This is a genomic window from Pseudomonas sp. PvP028 (assembly GCF_017832255.1).
Lineage (GTDB): Bacteria > Pseudomonadota > Gammaproteobacteria > Pseudomonadales > Pseudomonadaceae > Aquipseudomonas > Aquipseudomonas syringae.
In genome coordinates, this window is the sequence record NZ_JAFIBL010000001.1 from 2,369,612 (window position 1) to 2,387,967 (window position 18,356).

At 57.8% G+C, this 18,356-nt stretch carries 12 protein-coding genes; 4 read left to right on the plus strand and 8 right to left on the minus strand.

The genetic code is table 11. The features are described 5' to 3' along the window. Positions 1 to 17 precede the first annotated feature (17 nt). Positions 18 to 2,498, minus strand: a complete 2,481-nt coding sequence (locus tag JOE34_RS10590; RefSeq protein ID WP_161421139.1) for a M60 family metallopeptidase — start codon at positions 2,496 to 2,498, stop codon at positions 18 to 20. Between the two features lie 468 nt (positions 2,499 to 2,966). Between JOE34_RS10590 and JOE34_RS10595 the strand changes: the two genes are divergently transcribed. From JOE34_RS10595 to JOE34_RS10610, 4 genes are all read left to right on the plus strand, one after another. Continuing rightward, entirely contained in the window at positions 2,967 to 4,130 is a 1,164-nt protein-coding gene (locus JOE34_RS10595) for a type III PLP-dependent enzyme (RefSeq protein WP_003313775.1), read from the plus strand. Between the two features lie 283 nt (positions 4,131 to 4,413). Then, positions 4,414 to 5,613 (plus strand): alpha-xenorhabdolysin family binary toxin subunit A, encoded by a 1,200-nt coding sequence (locus tag JOE34_RS10600; protein WP_161421138.1) that lies wholly within the window; start codon positions 4,414 to 4,416, stop codon positions 5,611 to 5,613. A gap of 35 nt (positions 5,614 to 5,648) precedes the next feature. Further along, on the plus strand, positions 5,649 to 6,662 hold the full coding sequence (locus JOE34_RS10605) for an alpha-xenorhabdolysin family binary toxin subunit B (protein WP_096116921.1): 1,014 nt from the start codon (positions 5,649 to 5,651) through the stop codon (positions 6,660 to 6,662). A gap of 133 nt (positions 6,663 to 6,795) precedes the next feature. After that, positions 6,796 to 9,318, plus strand: coding sequence for a sulfite reductase flavoprotein subunit alpha (locus JOE34_RS10610; protein ID WP_209996853.1), 2,523 nt, complete (start codon positions 6,796 to 6,798; stop codon positions 9,316 to 9,318). 93 nt (positions 9,319 to 9,411) lie between these two features. Here JOE34_RS10610 and JOE34_RS10615 read toward each other — a convergent pair whose 3' ends face one another. From JOE34_RS10615 to JOE34_RS10645, 7 genes are all read right to left on the minus strand, one after another. Then, the gene (locus JOE34_RS10615) at positions 9,412 to 10,386 is read right to left on the minus strand and encodes a peptide ABC transporter ATP-binding protein (RefSeq protein ID WP_017278997.1); all 975 of its coding nucleotides are present in this window, start codon (positions 10,384 to 10,386) and stop codon (positions 9,412 to 9,414) included. After that, positions 10,386 to 11,354 (minus strand): ABC transporter ATP-binding protein, encoded by a 969-nt coding sequence (locus tag JOE34_RS10620; RefSeq protein ID WP_003424625.1) that lies wholly within the window; start codon positions 11,352 to 11,354, stop codon positions 10,386 to 10,388. Before JOE34_RS10620 ends, JOE34_RS10615 begins: the two co-directional genes overlap by 1 nt. A 10-nt stretch (positions 11,355 to 11,364) precedes the next feature. Beyond that, positions 11,365 to 12,276 carry an ABC transporter permease subunit gene (locus JOE34_RS10625; RefSeq protein ID WP_002555194.1) on the minus strand — a complete coding sequence of 304 codons (912 nt, stop codon included), beginning with the start codon at positions 12,274 to 12,276 and terminating at the stop codon, positions 11,365 to 11,367. 10 nt (positions 12,277 to 12,286) lie between these two features. Further along, a complete protein-coding gene (locus JOE34_RS10630) occupies positions 12,287 to 13,297 on the minus strand; it encodes an ABC transporter permease subunit (RefSeq protein WP_003313766.1) in 1,011 nt (336 codons plus the stop codon). A gap of 74 nt (positions 13,298 to 13,371) precedes the next feature. Further along, positions 13,372 to 14,967, minus strand: a complete 1,596-nt coding sequence (locus JOE34_RS10635) for an ABC transporter substrate-binding protein (protein WP_003396291.1) — start codon at positions 14,965 to 14,967, stop codon at positions 13,372 to 13,374. 82 nt (positions 14,968 to 15,049) lie between these two features. Further along, a complete protein-coding gene (locus JOE34_RS10640) occupies positions 15,050 to 16,465 on the minus strand; it encodes an OprD family porin (protein ID WP_003313762.1) in 1,416 nt (471 codons plus the stop codon). A gap of 156 nt (positions 16,466 to 16,621) precedes the next feature. Then, complete coding sequence (locus JOE34_RS10645; protein ID WP_209995716.1) at positions 16,622 to 18,214, minus strand: ABC transporter substrate-binding protein; 1,593 nt, start codon at positions 18,212 to 18,214, stop codon at positions 16,622 to 16,624. Between the last annotated feature and the right edge of the window lie 142 nt (positions 18,215 to 18,356).

Here is an 18,356-nt window from a genome sequence, read left to right on the forward strand (position 1 = left end):
ATGGCTGGCGGCAATGTTCACACTTGGAACTTCTCCAGGCCACATTGAGTGGCGTCGCTTTCCTGCAATGCAGACGCCGTCATGGCGTCTGCAGCATCGCTCTCATACAACGTTGTCACGACCCCCTGATACTCGACGATCACTTTACAGTGGTCATTACCCCCGAACTTCTTGTTGCTGGTCCAGACCCGGTTGGACACACTTGAATAGTAGGCGTTGCCTTGGGTGATCTCGGAGGCATAGAGGTCGTTGACGAAAAGCTTGTAGTTATGCTTTTTGAACGTGTCGCCCTCGAAATACACCTCCAGCAGGTCATCTGTTCTGACGACCTTCGCGACGGTCAGTCGTAACAACAGGCTCTGGGCAATGGCCAGATAAGAACGGTACGCTGCCCGGTTTGTCACGCTGATGAGCGGGTTGCCGTTGACGGTCATGTACAGGGCATCAACGCTTGCCTGATCGACACCTGCTACCAGTCGGGTCATCGTGGAGTCCGTGAAGAGCTGGCGGATAGGCAGGGCGATTTTTGCCTGCTCGACGTTGCCGGAGAACAGGGTATAAGTTTTCCCGATGCCTCCAGCTGCCGTGATGGTCACCTCTTGATGGCCTACGCCGCCGGGGCGTATCCAGGTGTTATCGATGAGTTCGGAGCCGTTGGGGTAGCCTTTTTCAAGCGTCGCATAAGGAGGGGCTCCGAAGATAATCGTATAATCATGACTCTTGAAAGCCTCACCCTCGAACGTCACCTGGACAAGTCCTGCACTGACGATCACGCTTCTTATAGTTTTTTGCAGGAGTAACCGTTGTGCACGGTTCAATAGGCGACCGTGCAGTTCATCGGTCCGGTCTTCATCCAGATTGGAGAAAAGAACGTCAAGCCTTGGCTGGGTAATGCCGGGGCTGAGCTCAGTGCAACGGTCATCGGTAAACAATGCCTTGATATTGAACAGCAGGATGGGGCGTGATGCCGTACTGGCCACAGCGTATAGCTTGCCCCCAGCAACCACCTTGACCGACGCTTCGTCCCCTTCGGAGATGGGTGTGCTGGCTTCCACGTAGGCGATGCCTTCTTCGATACGCGCTTCACAACCCACGCATTCGCCATTGTCTGCCCACGCCACTAACGCTCCGTTGAGCGTTATCTCGTAACGGTATGGCGTGTACCATTGCTCGGCAACGGTAAACTTTATCCGGTCTTGAAAGGTACCGTGCACGCTGGACAGGATATGCGCAAGCTGCGGGATATAAGTCAGCAATGGCAGATCGATTGGGATCGTCGTCTCAGCGTCATTTTCCCAAATGGCCAGTGTCAATGCGGGCAGGTCGGCGATCTGGTTGAGGGTTGCAGGGGTTGGGTACAATCCCCAGCGATCAAAGAATTCCGCCAGGTTGAGATGGCTCAGTAGCGAGGTTTCGACGATGAAGCGCTGCGCTTTATCGTCGTTGACGGTGGGCGGGTTGTTCATGAGCCGGTAGCGCTGGTGCAATTGCGGGTAAAACGAAGTACCGAAGCTAAGACGCAATTGCCAGAGCATCACGAGTTTTTGCATGACGTCTTTGATGTCGTCATATTCGCGCACTGTGCCGAGCAGGTATTGTTTTACGGCCGTGTACCTGGAGTCGATGTTATGGGCACGCCCGCAAAAAAACTCCTGGGTCGCCATCGAGTAGAGATTGACCGTCACCTCTGTCATTCCAGTGCCGCTGCCCCATGTCATGGGGGCGAGTTGCCGTTGATGACCGCTTTCGTGCCAAGGCCCCCAACCGTCGTCAGAGAGGGTTGACAGTAATTGGGCCAGGGGAGTCGCCCCGTTAAACCCCATATGGCCGTTTTTAGCAAACATGTAACCCTTATCGGCCTCTACATAAAAATGTTTGCTGGGGTCCAGCGACCATTCTTCAGTGCCGTACTGTTCGACGCCCGAAATCCGGTCCTGAGCCTCGATGGCCTTGTCGTAACGGGCCATCAATTCCTCTGGATTGGACAGATAGTTCCGAGCGCTGTTGTACCGCACCACGATGATGGCCCTGGGGCTGGTCAGCAGCACGACGGGCGCATTGCTGTATTGCGCCATCTGCTGTTCCCATTCCAGGTTGGTCATGTCCATTCTGAAAAACGGCACATGGTTGTACTGTCCTGCTATATCCAGAATCACGTGACCGAGCGGGTCCAGATTGGTAAAGCCCAGCAGGCCTGTGTTGGTAGCGACAAGGACGTTCAGGCCACGCTTCAGCGGGTACGGGGTGGGTGTATCCAGTTCGGGCACCCCGATCACTGCAGACACCAGATTCATGTACAGACTGGTTGCGGTTATTTCCAGCCGATCGCCTTTCGTTACATAAATGTTAGTCGGCTGAAAGTTGGTGTGTGCCCTGGCACGGGCGTGACGTTGGCGATGGCTTTCGGCAGAGCCGAAGCCGAAGGCTTGCCATCGGGTTTCTGCTTGAACTGCACTGGGCGCAACGGAGCTGGCGGCGTGAGGGTGTCGGTCATCCATGATCGTTACCTGAAAAGGCGGTCTGAGCTATTTATTGAGCGCGCGTCCTCTGCATCCGTCTACTGACAGAACTGACAGGCTGATTCGCTTTGCCTGGCGTTGAAAAGGTGATGGCCTGGAGCGCTGCGAAAAGGCAATGGCGACGGAGGTGGGGAACATCTGCCTGTCATGCAGGTCGGTTAAACAGGTCTTTGGGAAGGCAACTCAAAAGCCCTGTGCAAAAACGCGACATTTTTTGTTGATATCCGGCCCCTCAGGTCCTAAAGTTCGCGCCGAACGTCCATGCTGGAAACGATCCATCCGGCTCAAGTACTGACGACGAGACAGCAAGGCCAGGAAGGCAGCCCTTCAGGGCCTTTTTGCTTTCGGCGACATGCCTTGGGAAGTAGGCGAACCAAAGTGGGGATACGGAGGGCGTTCATTTGTACCCATTGACCAATACCGTTTGCCAATAGGAGTTCCAGCAGCATGCCGATCAATGTCGAAGACTACTACTCAGCCGAAACCTTCAAGAAAATGAAGGCGTTCGCTGACAAGCAAGAAACCCCGTTCGTGGTCATTGATACTGACATCATCAGCAAGGCATATGACGACCTGCGTGCGGGCTTCGAATTCGCCAAGGTTTATTACGCGGTCAAGGCCAACCCTGCCGTTGAAGTCATCAATCTGCTCAAGGAAAAGGGTTCGAGCTTCGACATCGCGTCGATCTACGAGCTGGACAAGGTCCTGAGCTGTGGTGTCGGCCCGGAGCGTATGAGCTACGGCAACACCATCAAGAAATCCAAGGACATTCGTTACTTCTACGAGAAGGGCGTGCGTCTGTTCGCCACCGACTCCGAAGCCGACCTGCGTAACATTGCCAAGGCGGCACCGGGCTCGAAAGTCTACGTGCGCATCCTGACCGAAGGTTCGACCACGGCCGACTGGCCTCTGTCGCGCAAATTCGGCTGCCAGACCGACATGGCCATGGACCTGCTGATTCTTGCCCGCGACCTGGGTCTTGTGCCTTACGGCATCTCGTTCCACGTCGGCTCGCAGCAGCGTGACATCAGCGTCTGGGACGCTGCCATTGCCAAGGTCAAAGTGATCTTCGAGCGTCTGAAAGAAGAAGACGGCATCGTTCTCAAGCTGATCAACATGGGTGGCGGCTTCCCGGCCAACTACATCACCCGCACCAACAGCCTGGAAACCTACGCCGAAGAGATCATCCGCTTCCTGAAGGAAGACTTCGGTGATGACCTGCCGGAAATCATTCTCGAGCCGGGCCGTTCGTTGATCTCCAACGCCGGCATCCTGGTCAGCGAAGTGGTACTGGTTGCCCGCAAGTCGCGTACCGCGGTCGAGCGTTGGGTATACACCGACGTGGGCAAGTTCTCCGGTCTGATCGAAACCATGGACGAAGCCATCAAGTTTCCGATCTGGACCGAGAAGAAAGGCGAAATGGAAGAGGTGGTCATCGCCGGTCCTACCTGCGACAGCGCCGACATCATGTACGAAAACTACAAGTACGGCCTGCCACTCAACCTGGCCATCGGTGATCGTATGTACTGGTTGTCCACCGGCGCCTACACCACCAGCTACAGCGCAGTGGAGTTCAATGGCTTCCCGCCGCTGAAGTCGTTCTACCTGTAATTTCCTCGCGTCAAAAAAAACCCATGAAAATGGGTTTTTTTTTTGCCCGTAAAAAATAATTATATAAGTCTCGGTGCGCTGAAACGTGCAGTAAGTGAGGGGCGTGTTATTAAACGTTTGCGGGGTAATATAATAGACCCAGCAGAATGTGTTGCTTATTCCTACAGGTGTTGTCCGTTCCGCTCACTGTGTGAAGTCGATACCCTTTGTTAATTTCCAATGACCTTGAAGCACCGATTTATAGTCGGCGCAAAACAGGCTCTACATAATAAGGAAATTAATCATGGTTACGACCGTTGAACCGCAATTTACGGACGGCGAAGCACACAGCGTCGAAGAAGTCAGTCGTGTCAGCAAGGACTTGATGGATGCCCTGACCAGTCGGGGCGCAGAGGTGGCGCGTGCCCCGGGCTTGTTGATTACCAACGAAGATGTTCGCCGCATCAGGCGTTATGTCAATACGGGCCTGGAACTGCCGACCACACTGGACGAAGTCAGCCAGCTGACAGGGGGGCAGGACAACGGCATTCCCGGCCTTGGGGCAGAAGCGATCGTAGAGCTGTACCTCGGTATTCAAGCCCATGCCAAGAGCTGGTCGGCGATTGAAACCGCCATGCAGAAAGTCGGCAGCGACCTGTACGTTTTCTCGGGCAATCTGATCGCCATCGCAACGGATGTGGTGGATTTCATCAAAGGACTCGATTCCTACCAGACCCTGCAATTGGGGGACCTGACGCCGTCGCAGATTGATGCAATGCCTCCCGTTGCACTGATGGACCAAGACAGCAAGAGACTGCCCGGGCTGTTGTCGCTGGTCGATGAACTCAAGGTACATATCAAGGACCATAGTGCCAGCACCACGCGAACCCGAGTCGGGGTGACCGATTTCAAGCGTCGTCTAAAAGACGAGATAGCGCCCGGCGTGGCGTTGAAAATAAGGTTGGCCGGCTCCGGCGACGCTGATGACGAAATTGCCCGGCTTACTGCGGACGTCGATCAGCTCAACGGACGCATCAATCATAAACTTGCCGAGTACGAAGAGTACTGCGAATACAAGTGGATCGGTTTCTGGTGGGGACTTGTCGGCGGAGCTGTTTCCCTGTCCATCTTTGGCCCGAAGGCATCGAAGGCTCTCGATGAAAAAGATCGTCTGATTGAAGAAAAACGCCAGATAGAGAAGAAGATAAAACAATCCAACGCGTTGTTGAGCGACTTGCTGGCCTTCGAAACCAGTCTGCAGGATTTGAAAGCCAGAGTCGACGGGGCGGCCAGTAGCGTCAGTAATATAGAGAGCCTGTGGGTATTGCTGGAAGAGCTGGTCGACGCCTCCTACGATCGTATTAAAAATACCAATAACGCCTTGTACCTGGTCAGTTTCGTTTCCCGCTTCCAAACCCTCATGAGCAATTGGAGGGAGATTCAGGTCCAGGCCTTCGATCTGTTGACCGCTTTTAACAATGCACTGGAAGAACCCGTTGCGTGAGTGTTGCCCACCTTAACGTTAAAGAGAATGCTGTTATGAATGTTCATGTACTTGCTATGCCCGCTCAACTGCCCAAACCTGATATGGAAATCATTATTGCCAGTCGTGAAAAACTCAAGCGCGAGGCCGATAGGCTGGGTGATATTTATTTACCGGTCATGAACGAGGCCTTGCACAGCCTGCTCAGTGAGGTCGGTCATGTCGACAAGGAAGCACTGGATACACTGACGCTTGTTCCGCATATGTACAACAGCGAAGAGATGCTGCCTTTTCTTGAGGCTGTCGAAAAGTTGAGAGGTGATCCTGAAGACGCTAAAAGCAGCGCCGCAATCGCTGACTTCAACGAGGAGATCAGCCTGCTGCTGGATACAAGGGAGGCCTCTTTGAGCAGCCAGGCCAAGGCGCTGGACAGGGCGCTCATCAATCTGGAGGCTGTGCGGGTCGATGGCGTAGAGCACCTGACGCCTGCCCTTGAGCAGGAAATCGCTGTACTGGAGGCCAGGCTGGAAACTGAGCATGCGCGCCTGACGGAAGTTATACGGCAGGCCGCAGCGGTCAACAATCTCATTAGAGATGTCGAAAGCCTCAGCTTTTTCGACAAGTTGAAGCCGCTGGTTGCTTCTCTGGAGAGGCTGGCGGATGTCGATCCCCTGAATCCGTTGATCGGCTCCGTTAAAGCGGGTATCGCCGGAGTTTCCAATATTCTGGATCTGCTGGACGCGGCCGTCGACTATGATCATCTGATCGCTCTGAGGGAACGACTTCAGACGCAGATGACAGGACTGCAGGAAACGACTGACGCGACTCGCGCAGCGCTGGAAACCGAAGTGAGCAAACGCGGCCAGCTCTCGGGGCTCGCCTCGGTCGAGGTCTGCAAGACCGACTACGTTCGCGAGATGAGTAAATTGCTCGAAGCGTTGAAACGTGTCCTGGCCAGCAGCCGCCTGCCTGAAACCGCAGTGATCGAGAAGCGCGTCGAGCACTTCAGCCGTCAGGCGGATGCGCTAAACAACTATCTGATCGATTTGCGCAGAAGCTGGCGCAGTTGATCAGCCGGCATCATCCCGCCTGCCATGCCTGGCGGGGTTTTGGTTGGGGGAAAAAGACACGTTACAGATAGACAGGTCATGGCCGTCAGTGCATTAATTGCGCCGCGAAATATGAGTGAGAGTGGCGAGCGTGCTGAAGAAAGTCCTGTTTCAGTTGCACTGGTTCTTCGGGATCACGGCAGGTCTGGTGTTGACCCTCATGGGGATGACCGGTGCGCTGTATTCGTTCGAGGACGAAATTCTCGACGCGCTGAATCCGGATGTGCTGTTGGTCGAGCCGCGCGGTGCCACGCTGCCACCTTTTGAACTGGTGCGCAGGCTGGAGGCCGCGACCGGCCTGACGGTCGCTATCCTGCGTGTCGAAACCACCGGCAATCGTGCTGCCCAGGTATTTTTCACGCCCAAAGCGGGTGAGCGTCGAGGACCCAAACGCAATTTCGACCCCTACACGGGTGAGCTGAAAGGCAATGCGGTAGGGGAGGGTTTTTTCGACTTTGTCCTGAAGCTGCACCGTTATCTGGCCATGGGCGAGGCGGGCAAGCAGGTTACGGCGGCGTGTACGCTGATTCTGGTGTTCTTTTGCCTGTCCGGGCTGTACCTGCGCTGGCCTCGCGCAGCGCGGAACTGGCGGGTCTGGCTGACCGTTGACTGGGCGAAGAAAGGCCGCAGTTTCAACTGGGACCTGCATTCGATCTTCGGCACCTGGTGCCTGCTGTTCTACCTGTTGTTCGCCATAACGGGACTCACCTGGTCGTATGACTGGGTGAGCAACGGCCTGAATAAACTGATCGGGGATTCGCCGCTCGAAGAAGGCGTCGCTGCGCCACCCAAGGCTGCGGGAAGGTTACCGTTGGCGGTCGATTATGTGGCGGTCTGGGACAGTATCCAGAAGGCTGCAGGGCCGGACTTGCTGGCTTATAACCTGCGCCTGCCTGCTGCGGGCGGTCAACCTGCCACCGTGTTTTACCTGCTCAAGGATTCTCCGCACCCGCGTGCGCTGAACACCATCACTCTTGATCCGGCCAATGGTCAGGTCAGCTCGGTCGTACGCTATGCCGAACGCAGTTTCGGTGCGCAACTGCTGGCCAGCAATTACGCGCTGCACGTCGGCAGCTACTTCGGTCTCGTCGGTCGAGTCATCATGACCGGCGCATCGTTGCTGATGCCGCTGTTCTTCATTACCGGCTGGTTGCTGTACCTGGATCGATGCCGCAAGAAGCGTGATATCGAGCGTGCACGCGGCGAGGTTCAGGGTGATGACCACGACGATGACGGATCCTGGCTGGTCTGTTTCGCCAGTCAAAGCGGCTTCGCGGAACAATTGGCCTGGCAGACCGCTGGCCAGTTGCAGGCCTCAGGATTGTCGGTGCGCGTGAAGCGGCTGGGCGATCTGAGCGAAGACGAGTTATGCCGAAGTCACAATGCCTTGTTCGTCGTCAGTACCTTTGGTGACGGAGAGGCCCCAGACAGTGCCCGACGTTTCGAGCGCAAGCTGCTGGGTCGTCCGCTTTCACTGGACCAGCTCGATTATGCCGTTCTGGCGCTGGGCGACCGGCAGTACCCACATTTTTGCGGCTTTGCCCATCGTTTGCACGGCTGGTTGACCGAGCGGGGCGGGCGCAGCCTGTTCCCGCCTGTTGAAGTAGACAGCGCCGATCCGGCAGCCCTGCAACACTGGCAACAGCAATTGGCGCAGTTGACCGGTTGCATGCCAGCGGCACACTGGCAGACACCGGTTTTCGATAACTGGACACTGACCCGGCGAGTGCTATTGAACGCTGGCAGCAGTGGTTCGAAGGTTTACCTGCTGGACCTGACGCCGCCAACCTCTGCGCACTGGCAGGCGGGGGATCTGGTCGAGGTGATGCCGCGCCACACGCTGCGGGTCATCGAGCCGTTTCTGGCCGGGCTGGGTGTCGATCCGGGCGCATGGGTAAGCGTGGATGGCTTGCAGGAGCCGCTCGCGCAGGCCTTGGAAAGCCGCCAGTTACCGCACAGCCGTTCGCATCTGGTGGGGCTGCATGCGCAGGCGTTGATCGATGCGCTGGTGCCAGTCTCTGTACGCGAATATTCGATTGCCTCAATTGCGCAGGACGGCTGCTTGCAGCTTATCGTGCGTCAGGAAGTGCATGCCGACGGCAGCCTGGGGCTGGGCTCGGGATGGCTTACCGAGCATTGTGCCGTTGGCGGTGCCGTCAGCCTGCGTGTGCGCCGCAACAGCAGCTTTCATCTGCCTGCCGAGCCGCTGCCATTGATCCTGCTGGGCAATGGCACCGGGCTGGCCGGTTTGCGTAGCCTGCTCAAGGCGCGTATCGCTCAAGGGCAGGTGCGCAACTGGTTGTTGTTCGGCGAACGTAACCGGGCGCATGACTTTTATTGCAGCGCCGAATTACAGGACTGGCTGCAGGCTGGTCATCTGACGCGCCTGGACCTGGCCTTTTCCCGCGATCAGGCAGAAAAAATCTACGTGCAGGATCGCTTGCGCGAAGCGGCCGATGAACTGCGTGTGTGGCTCGATGAGGGGGCAGCGATTTACATCTGCGGGAGCTTGCTGGGTATGGCGGCGGGCGTGGATCAGGTGTTGAACGAGGTGCTGGGCGAGCAGGCAGTCAGCGAACTGATCGAGGATGGGCGGTATCGGCGGGACGTGTATTGACTAGCGAAGATCGGACGCAGAGCGTCCAGAACTGCGTGCCCACGCTGGAGCGTGGGCACGATAGTCTTGTAGCTTGTAGCTTGTAGCTTGTAGCTACGCCGCTACAAATTGCTCGGCGTAATGGCAAGCCACCTGGCGGTTATCCACCAGGCGCAGCTCTGGCACTTCGGCTGCACAACGCTCGGTCGCATACGGGCAGCGCTTGTGGAAAGCGCAGCCGCTTGGCGGGTTGAGCGGGTTGGGCAGCTCGCCGACGATCTTGATCTTCGGCTTGAGCGGGTCCGGGTGGATGGTCGGGGTCGCCGACAGCAGCGCCTGGGTGTACGGGTGCAGCGGACGGTTGTAGATCTCTTCCTTGGGACCCATTTCCGCAGGCCGGCCCAGGTACATCACCAATACCGTATCGGCGACATGACGCACCACCGAGAGGTTGTGGGAGATGAACACATAGGCGGTGTTGAATTCCTGCTGCAGGTCCATGAACAGGTTCAGTACCTGCGCCTGAATCGACACGTCCAGCGCTGAAGTCGGCTCGTCCGCTACCAGCACCTTGGGTTGCAGCATCATCGCCCGTGCCAGCGCGATACGCTGACGCTGACCGCCGGAGAACATGTGCGGGTAGCGCTGATAGTGCTCAGGGCGCAAACCGACCTGGGCCATCATTGCCTGCACTTTCTCGCGGCGCTCGGCGGCTGACAGGTTGGTGTTGATCAGCAGCGGCTCGCCGAGCTGATCCCCGACTTTCTGCCTTGGGTTGAGCGAGGCATAAGGGCTCTGGAAGACCATTTGCACATCCTTGCGCAACTGCTTGCGCTCGGCCTTGCTGGCCCCGGCAACTTCCTGGCCGGCGATTTTCAGCGAGCCGGATGACGGCTCTTCGATCAGCGTCAGCGCGCGTGCCAGTGTCGATTTGCCACAGCCGGACTCGCCGACCACAGCCAGGGTCTTGCCGGCTTCCAGTTCGAAGGACACGCCATTAAGCGCACGCACCAGCGCTGTGCCCTTGAACAGGCCGCGGGAGACTTCGTAGTGACGGGTAAGGTCGCGGGCGGTCAGTACGACGCTCATTACGCCACCTCCTGATTCAAGGGATAGAAGCAGCGCGCCAGGCTGTGCGCCTTGGGATCAAGGGCAGGGCGTTCGGTTCGGCAGTTGTCGCGCACGTACGGGCAGCGCGGTGACAGCAGGCAACCCTGTGGACGGTCATAGCGGCCCGGGACCATGCCCGGCAGCGTGGCGAGGCGTTCAGCGCCCATGCTGTGCTCGGGAATGGCGGCCAGCAAGGCTTCGCTGTACGGGTGGGCAGGGACATCGAACAGCCCCGGCACCTGACCGACTTCGACAGCCTGACCGGCGTACATCACGCAGACACGCTGGGCGGTTTCCGCCACCACAGCCAGGTCGTGAGTGATCAGTACCAGTGCCATGTCCTGCTCTTTTTGCAGGCTCAGCAGCAGTTCCATGATCTGCGCCTGAATGGTCACGTCCAGGGCGGTGGTCGGTTCGTCGGCGATCAGCAGTTTCGGTTCGCCAGCAATCGCCATGGCAATCGCCACACGCTGGCTCATGCCACCGGACAGTTGGTGCGGGTAGGCATTCAGGCGCGCGGCGGCGCCAGGGATCTCGACCTTTTCCAGCAGTTCCAGTGCACGCTGGCGTGCGGCCTTGCCCGACATGTTCAGGTGCTGGCGCAGCACTTCCTCGATCTGGAAGCCCACGGTATAGCTGGGGTTCAGAGCGGTCATCGGGTCCTGAAAGACCATCGCCAGGTCTTTGCCGATGATGCGTCGACGCTGCCGCGAGTTGAGCTTGAGCAGGTCGTTGCCGTCGAAGTTGAGCGCGTCGGCGGTAATGATGCCGGGGGAATCGATCAGCCCCATCAGCGCCATCATGGTCACCGATTTACCGGAGCCCGATTCGCCGACGATGGCCAGTACTTCACCCTTTTCGACGCTCAGGGACAGGCCGTCCACAACAGGTACGGCCTTGGTGTCGCCGAAGCGGACGTTGAGATTCTTGATTTCAAGAAGTGACATGCGAATCTCCTCAGGCGGCGTTCTTGAGTTTCGGGTCCAGCGCATCGCGCAGACCGTCGCCCATCAGGTTGATTGCCAGCACGCTGAGCAAAATAGTCAGACCTGGCAGGCTCACCACCCACCAGGCACGTTCGATGTAGTCGCGCGCCGAGGCGAGCATGGTGCCCCATTCAGGCGTCGGTGGCTGTACGCCCAGACCCAGGAAGCCCAGCGCTGCGGCGTCGAGGATTGCCGACGAGAAGCTCAGGGTGGCTTGAACGATCAGCGGTGCCATGCAGTTGGGCAGCACGGTGATGAACATCAGGCGCGGCAGGGTGGCACCGGCCAGACGGGCGGCCGTCACGTAGTCGCGGTTCAGCTCGCCCATCACCGCAGCGCGGGTCAGACGAACATAGGAAGGCAGCGACACGATGGCGATGGCGATCACGGTGTTGATCAGGCCAGGGCCGAGAATCGCCACGATGGCCACAGCCAGCAGCAGCGAGGGCAGGGCCAGCATGATGTCCATCAGGCGCATGACCGAAGGGCCGAGCACGCGAGGGAAGAAGCCCGCCAGCAGACCCAGCAGAATGCCGGGGATCAGCGACATGACCACCGATGCCAGACCGATCAGCAGCGACAGGCGCGAGCCCTGGATCAGACGCGACAGCAGGTCGCGGCCCAGTTCGTCGGTGCCCAGGATGAATTGCCATTGACCGCCTTCGAGCCACACCGGAGGCGTCAGCAGGAAGTCGCGGTATTGCTCGCTCGGGTCATGGGGGGCAACCCAGGGCGCGAACAGGGCGCAGAACACGATCAGGATCATGAACAGCAGGCCGGCAACCGCGCCTTTGTTTTTCGAGAAGGCTTGCCAGAATTCTTTGTACGGGGATGGGTAAAGCAGGCTTTGATCGACTGCTACCGCAGGAGTAGGGGTGCTCATATCGATGATCTCAGCGCTGGTGACGAATGCGTGGGTTGGCAAAGCCGTAGAGGATATCCACCACGAAATTGACCAGGATCACCAGACAGGCGATCAGCAGAATGCCGTTTTGCACGACCGGGTAGTCCCGGGCGCCAATGGCTTCGATCAACCACTTGCCGATACCCGGCCAGGAGAAGATCGTTTCGGTCAGTACCGCACCGGCCAGCAATGTACCGATTTGCAGACCGAACACGGTCAGTACCGGAATCAACGCGTTGCGCAGGCCGTGAACGAATACCACGCGGGCGGGCGACAGGCCTTTGGCACGAGCGGTACGCACATAGTCTTCACGCAGCACTTCGAGCATCGACGAGCGGGTCATCCGGGCGATCACCGCCAGCGGGATGGTGCCCAGCACGATGGCTGGCAGAATCATGTGGTGCAGAGCATCGAGAAACGCGCCCTGTTCGTCACTGAGCAGCGTGTCGATCAGCATGAAGCCGGTGACCGGCGGAATGTCGTACAGCAGGTCTATTCGCCCTGAAACCGGCGTCCAGCCCAGCGTTACCGAGAAGAACATGATGAGGATCAGGCCCCACCAGAAGATCGGCATGGAGTAACCGGCGAGGGAAATCCCCATGACCCCATGGTCGAACAGGGACCCTCGCTTGAGTGCGGCGATCACCCCGGCCAGCAGGCCGAGAATACCCGCGAAAATCAGCGCCGCCAGCGACAACTCCAGGGTTGCCGGGAACAGCGAAGTGAATTCGGACCAGACACTGGTGCGTGTACGCAACGATTCACCGAGGTCACCCTGGGCGAGCTTGCCGATGTAATCGATGTACTGGGCGTAGAGGGGTTTGTTCAGACCCAGACGCTCCATGGCCTGAGCGTGCATTTCCGGATCGACACGGCGCTCACCCATCATGACTTCGACCGGGTCGCCCGGAATCAGACGAATCAGGGCGAAGGTCAACAAGGTGATGCCGAAGAAAGTGGGTATCAGCAACCCCACTCGGCGGGCGATAAAACTAAACATCTTGGTGTGTACCTCATCAGCCGGTTAGGCGTGCTCCGGCGAGTCTCGGGTTATGAGCTCGCCGGATTATTTTTCTACTTCACCTGGGTAGTGGCGAAGTTGTTGGTTGTGAGCGGGCTGATTTGGTAGCCCTCCACATTTTTACGCATAGCCGTGAACATTCTGGTGTGAGCCATGCTGATCCACGGCTGATCCTTGTTGAATATTGCCTGGGCCTGTTCATAGAGCTCTGCGCGTTCGTCGGGGTTCACTGTTTCACGCGCCTTATCGATCAGCTTCTGGAAATCGGCGTTGCACCAGCGTGCATAGTTCTCGCCGTTTTTCGCCGCTTCACAGCTCAGCATCGGAGTCAGGAAGTTATCAGGGTCGCCATTGTCGCCTGCCCAGCCTGCAGACACCATGTCATGTTCGCCATTCTTGGCACGTTTGAGCATTTCACCCCATTCCATGACGCGAATGTCGATCTTGATGCCGATCTTCGCCAGGTCGGATTGCATCATTTGTGCGCCGAGCATCGGGTTGGGGTTGGTCGGACCACCGCCGTTGCGGGTAAACAGGGTAAACGTGGTGCCTTCCGGCACGCCAGCTTCCTTCAGCAAGGCGCGTGCCTTGTCGAGGTCGATCGGTGGGTTCTTCAGGTCTTTGTTATAACCCAGCAGAGTCGGCGGATACGGGTTGACCGCTACCAGCGCATTGCCCTTGCCGAACACTGCGTTGACATAAGCGTTTTTGTCGAACGTCATGTCAATGGCTTTACGGACGCGCACGTCGCTCAGGTACTTGTGCGTGGTGTTGATAGCGATGTAGCCGGTGGTCATTGCCTCCAGCTCATCGATTTTCAGATTCGGGTCTTTCTTGATGCTTGGCACGTCGTCCGGCTTCGGATACAGCGCGATCTGACATTCGTTGGCCTTGAGCTTCTGCAGGCGCACGTTGTTGTCGGTGGCGATAGCCAGAATCAGGGCATCGGCAGGCGGCTTGCCGCGGAAATAATCCGGGTTGGCCTTGAAGCGTACCTGTGCATCCTTGGCATAGCGCTGGAAGATGAACGGGCCGGTGCCGATCGGCTTGCTGTTGAGGTCGCCGGTCTTGTTGGCTTTCAACAGCTGGTCGGCGTATTCAGCCGGGTAGATCGACGCGAAGGCCATCGCGAGGTCGGCCAGGAATGGCGCTTCGCGGCGGGTCAGGGTGAACTTGACGGTATAGTCGTCAGTTTTCTCGACGCTTTTCAGCAGCTCTTTGAAGCCCATGCTTTCAAAGTAGGGGAAGCCGACGCTCGATTTGTCATGCCAAGGGTGCTTCGGGTCCAGCTGACGCTGAAAACTCCAGAGCACATCGTCGGCGTTCATGTCGCGGGTCGGTTTGAAGTAATCGGTGGTGTGGAACTTGACGCCTTTACGCAGGTGGAAGGTGTACGTCAGGCCGTCGTCGCTGATCTCCCAAGAGTCAGCCAGTGCAGGAATCACTTCCGTGGTGCCGGGTTTGAAATCCGCGAGGCGGTTGAACATGGTTTCAGCCACGGCATCGGCCGTCACTGCTGTCGTGTATTGCACCATGTCGAAGCCTTCGGGGCTGGCTTCGGTGCAGACCACCAGGGGTTTTGCCGAAACACTGACGGCGACGCTGAGCAGGGCCAGGGCAATCGAGTTGCGTAGCGATAACAGTTTCATTGTGAACCCTCCATAGAGTTGACGCCGATGGTGATGTTCGGACGCAAGGCTGCTGCCTTGCGCCTGAACGGTTTTCAGCGAATCAAAGAATGTTGAACGGAACAGTGGTCACCAGGCGGAATTCGTTGATGTTGCCATCAGCCTGATTCTCGCTGGCGCGGTGAGTGGTGTACGTGGCGCGGATAGCGGTAGCCTTGAGCGGGCCGGACTGCACGGAGTACGATGAACCGATACCGTATTCGTAGTGAGTCTCGCCGTCCATTGCGTTTACGCCGCTCGCTGTCCGGACACCATTGATTGTCTGGACGTCGCCATAGACGTTGCCTTTGTATTTGGTACCGTCGATGTCCCAGCCACGTGCCTGGTAGATGTTGAATTTCAGGCCCGGCACGCCGTATTCGGCCATGTTCAGTACATAGGCGATCTGCAGGGACTTCTCGTTCGGGCCGTTGAAGTCCGAGAGCAGGGAGTTGGCCAGGAAGATCGCGTTGGTATCGTGCGCATAGTCGAAGTACTCATCGCCAGACACTTGCTGATAGGCAAGGCTGATGCTGTGAGCGTTATGCGTACCGGTGAAGGACAGGCTGTAGGTATCGTTGTCGATAGGGCCTTGTTTGCTTTGACCCGAGTCCTTGGTTTTGTAGTAGTTCAGGTTGGTGCTGAGCGCCAGTGCCTTGCTGTCACCCAGTTCGTGGGTGAAGCCGAAGTAGTACTGGTGCCAGAAATCTTCCAGGTTCGATGCATAAAAGCTGGTTGTCAGGCTGTCGGTCGGCTTGTAGTCAGCGCCGAACATGTCCAGACGGTCGGCGGTCTGGCTGCGATCACCGTACTCGGAGCGGAACTTGTCCAGACTCTGTTCCATACGTGGCGACACGCGGTCGAAACTACCTGCTTGAAAGGACAGGTTATTCAGCTCATCGCTCTGTACGGCAACACCCTGGAAGCTGGACGGCAGTGCGCGGTTACCGATGAAGGCGATGACCGGGGTGTTCACCGATTGGCGACCCATGGTCAGGACGGTGTTGGAAACCCGCGCCTTGACGTTGCCCAGGCCCATCTTGCTCCACTGACCGACTGCATCGCCGTCGCTGTGTGCCAGGGTACGGTTGGAGTTGCCGGCAAAGTCATCGGTATCACGGTCCAGCGCAATGGCGTTGTACAGCGCCAGTTCGGTGGAGAAACCTACAACGCCCTGCGTATAACCGGAGGTGTAGTTGACGATCGTGCCCTGCTGCCAGTTGATGCGACGCGAGGTCTGCTCGGCAACGCCGTTGTCGTTGTAGCGGAACACTTCGCCGCGGCGCTTGAGTTCATTGGCGTACCAGTTACGGGTCGTGCCGGTCAGGTGTTGATCTTCGATAAAGCCGTTGGCGTCGGCCTGTGCATTCTTTGAACTCAGCTCGGTCGGTACGAACGCCTGGCTTGCCGGTTCAGCCTGAACCAGTGCGCCAAACGACGAGAGAGACAATGCCAATAACGCAGTGCTAGTTGTTTTCACGATGTGCAGCTCCCTTTATTACTTTTTTATATGCCAGTTCTTTGAGCCTGGCTTTTGGTGGTGCAGGACTTTGGGTCCTGCGTTGTTATAGGTATCGACGCGCAAGTGCCCGCTCTCGCCGCGACACAAGATGGCGAGGGCGTGCGGGGTTTTCTATCAATCGACGATGCTGACGCCTGAGAAGTTATTGCGACCGAACGGGCTGACGTGGAAGTCCCTGACCTCGGCGCGCAATGGCTGATTGACGGTCGAGTGGGCAACCGGTGTGATCGGCACCTGCTCCTTGAGGTAGCGCTGCGCCTGTTGGTACAGGTCGGTACGCTTCGCGCGGTCAGTGGTCGCAACCGCGGCCTTGACCAGTTGGTCGTATTTTTCGTCGCACCACATCGAGTAGTTGTTGCCGCCAATCGCCGCGCAGCTGTAAAGCGTGCCCAGCCAGTTGTCCGGGTCACCGTTGTCGCCGGTCCAGCCGATCAGCGAGATATCGTGCTCGCCGTTTTTGGTGCGTTTGAGGTATTCACCCCATTCGTAACTGACGATCTTGACCTTGATACCGACCTTGGCCCAGTCGGCCTGAAGCATTTCTGCCATCAGCTTGGCGTTGGGGTTGTAAGGGCGCTGAACCGGCATGGCCCACAGGGTCAGCTCGGTGCCTTCCTTGACGCCAGCGGCACGCAACAGGGTCCTGGCTTTTTCCGGGTCGTAAGGTGCGTCCTTGATGCTGTCATCGTAGGACCACTGGGTCGGTGGCATGGCGTTGACTGCCAGTTGCCCTGCGCCCTGATAAACCGCGTTGATGATCGCCTTCTTGTTGACGGCCATGTCCAGCGCCTGACGCACTTCCAGCTTGCCCAAAGGTTCGTGGCGCACGTTGTAGGAGATATAGCCGAGATTGAAGCCTGGTTTCTCGATGATCTGCAGGCTTTTGTCTGCCTTGAGGCTGGCGAGGTCCGCCGGGCGCGGGTTGACCGAGACTTGGCACTCGTTGGCCTTGAGCTTTTGCATGCGCGCAGAGGCGTCGGTCACGATGGCGAAGATCAACTGGTCGATTTTCACCCGGCTCGGGTCCCAGAAATCCTTGTTGCCCTTGTAGCGAATCTGCGAATCCTTCTGATAGCGCTGAAACACGAATGGCCCTGTACCGATAGGCTGCTGGTTGATGTCGCGCACGTCACCCTTGGCCATCAGTTGCTCGGCGTACTCGGCGGAGAGAATGCCGGCGAAGTTCATCGCGATGTTCTGGATGAATGCCGCATCGACCGTATTGAGGGTGAACACGACGGTCAGCGGGTCGGTCTTCTCGACGGACTTGATCTTCTTGTTCAGGCCCATGCTGGTGAAGTAGGGGAACTCGGTCGGGTAAGCGACACGGAACGGATGATCGGGCTTGAGCATGCGATTGAAGGTGAACAGCACGTCGTCGGCGTTGAAGTTACGGCTGGGCTTGAAGTTCTTGTTGCTGTGGAACTTCACACCCTCGCGCAGATGAAACGTGTAGACCAGACCGTCTTCCGAGATGTCCCAGGAAGTCGCCAGCGCTGGAACCACGGTGGTATCGCCTTGCTTGAATTCGGTGAGTCGGTTGTAGATCGGCTCGGATGCATCGTTATCGGTGGAGGAGGTGTATTGCGCACCGTCGAAGCCAGCCGGGCTAGCTTCGGAGCAAAACACCAGATTGCTTGCCGCCTGGGCAAACGGGGCCAGTGCCAACAGTCCCAGGCACGACGTCATCGCAAGAGTTTTACGCATGATGATCCCTATCCTCGAAGGATGAGCCGAGGCTCGAATGTCTAACTGACCCAAAGGCGTCGCCCTACGCAACTTCGCATGACATGCCCGGCACACCTGGACACGAAGCGACGGGCTTCCTGCCATTGCCGTTGCCCTTCGA

Excerpts from the sequence above, each read along its gene's own strand:
- JOE34_RS10590 (WP_161421139.1), bottom strand. The coding sequence starts at position 2,498 with ATGGATGACCGACACCCTCACGCCGCCAGCTCCGTTGCGCCCAGTGCA.
- JOE34_RS10605 (WP_096116921.1), top strand. The coding sequence starts at position 5,649 with ATGAATGTTCATGTACTTGCTATGCCCGCTCAACTGCCCAAACCTGAT.
- JOE34_RS10635 (WP_003396291.1), bottom strand. The coding sequence starts at position 14,967 with ATGAAACTGTTATCGCTACGCAACTCGATTGCCCTGGCCCTGCTCAGC.
- JOE34_RS10645 (WP_209995716.1), bottom strand. The coding sequence starts at position 18,214 with ATGCGTAAAACTCTTGCGATGACGTCGTGCCTGGGACTGTTGGCACTG.
- JOE34_RS10630 (WP_003313766.1), bottom strand. The coding sequence starts at position 13,297 with ATGTTTAGTTTTATCGCCCGCCGAGTGGGGTTGCTGATACCCACTTTC.
- JOE34_RS10625 (WP_002555194.1), bottom strand. The coding sequence starts at position 12,276 with ATGAGCACCCCTACTCCTGCGGTAGCAGTCGATCAAAGCCTGCTTTAC.
- JOE34_RS10620 (WP_003424625.1), bottom strand. The coding sequence starts at position 11,354 with ATGTCACTTCTTGAAATCAAGAATCTCAACGTCCGCTTCGGCGACACC.
- JOE34_RS10595 (WP_003313775.1), top strand. The coding sequence starts at position 2,967 with ATGCCGATCAATGTCGAAGACTACTACTCAGCCGAAACCTTCAAGAAA.
- JOE34_RS10600 (WP_161421138.1), top strand. The coding sequence starts at position 4,414 with ATGGTTACGACCGTTGAACCGCAATTTACGGACGGCGAAGCACACAGC.
- JOE34_RS10615 (WP_017278997.1), bottom strand. The coding sequence starts at position 10,386 with ATGAGCGTCGTACTGACCGCCCGCGACCTTACCCGTCACTACGAAGTC.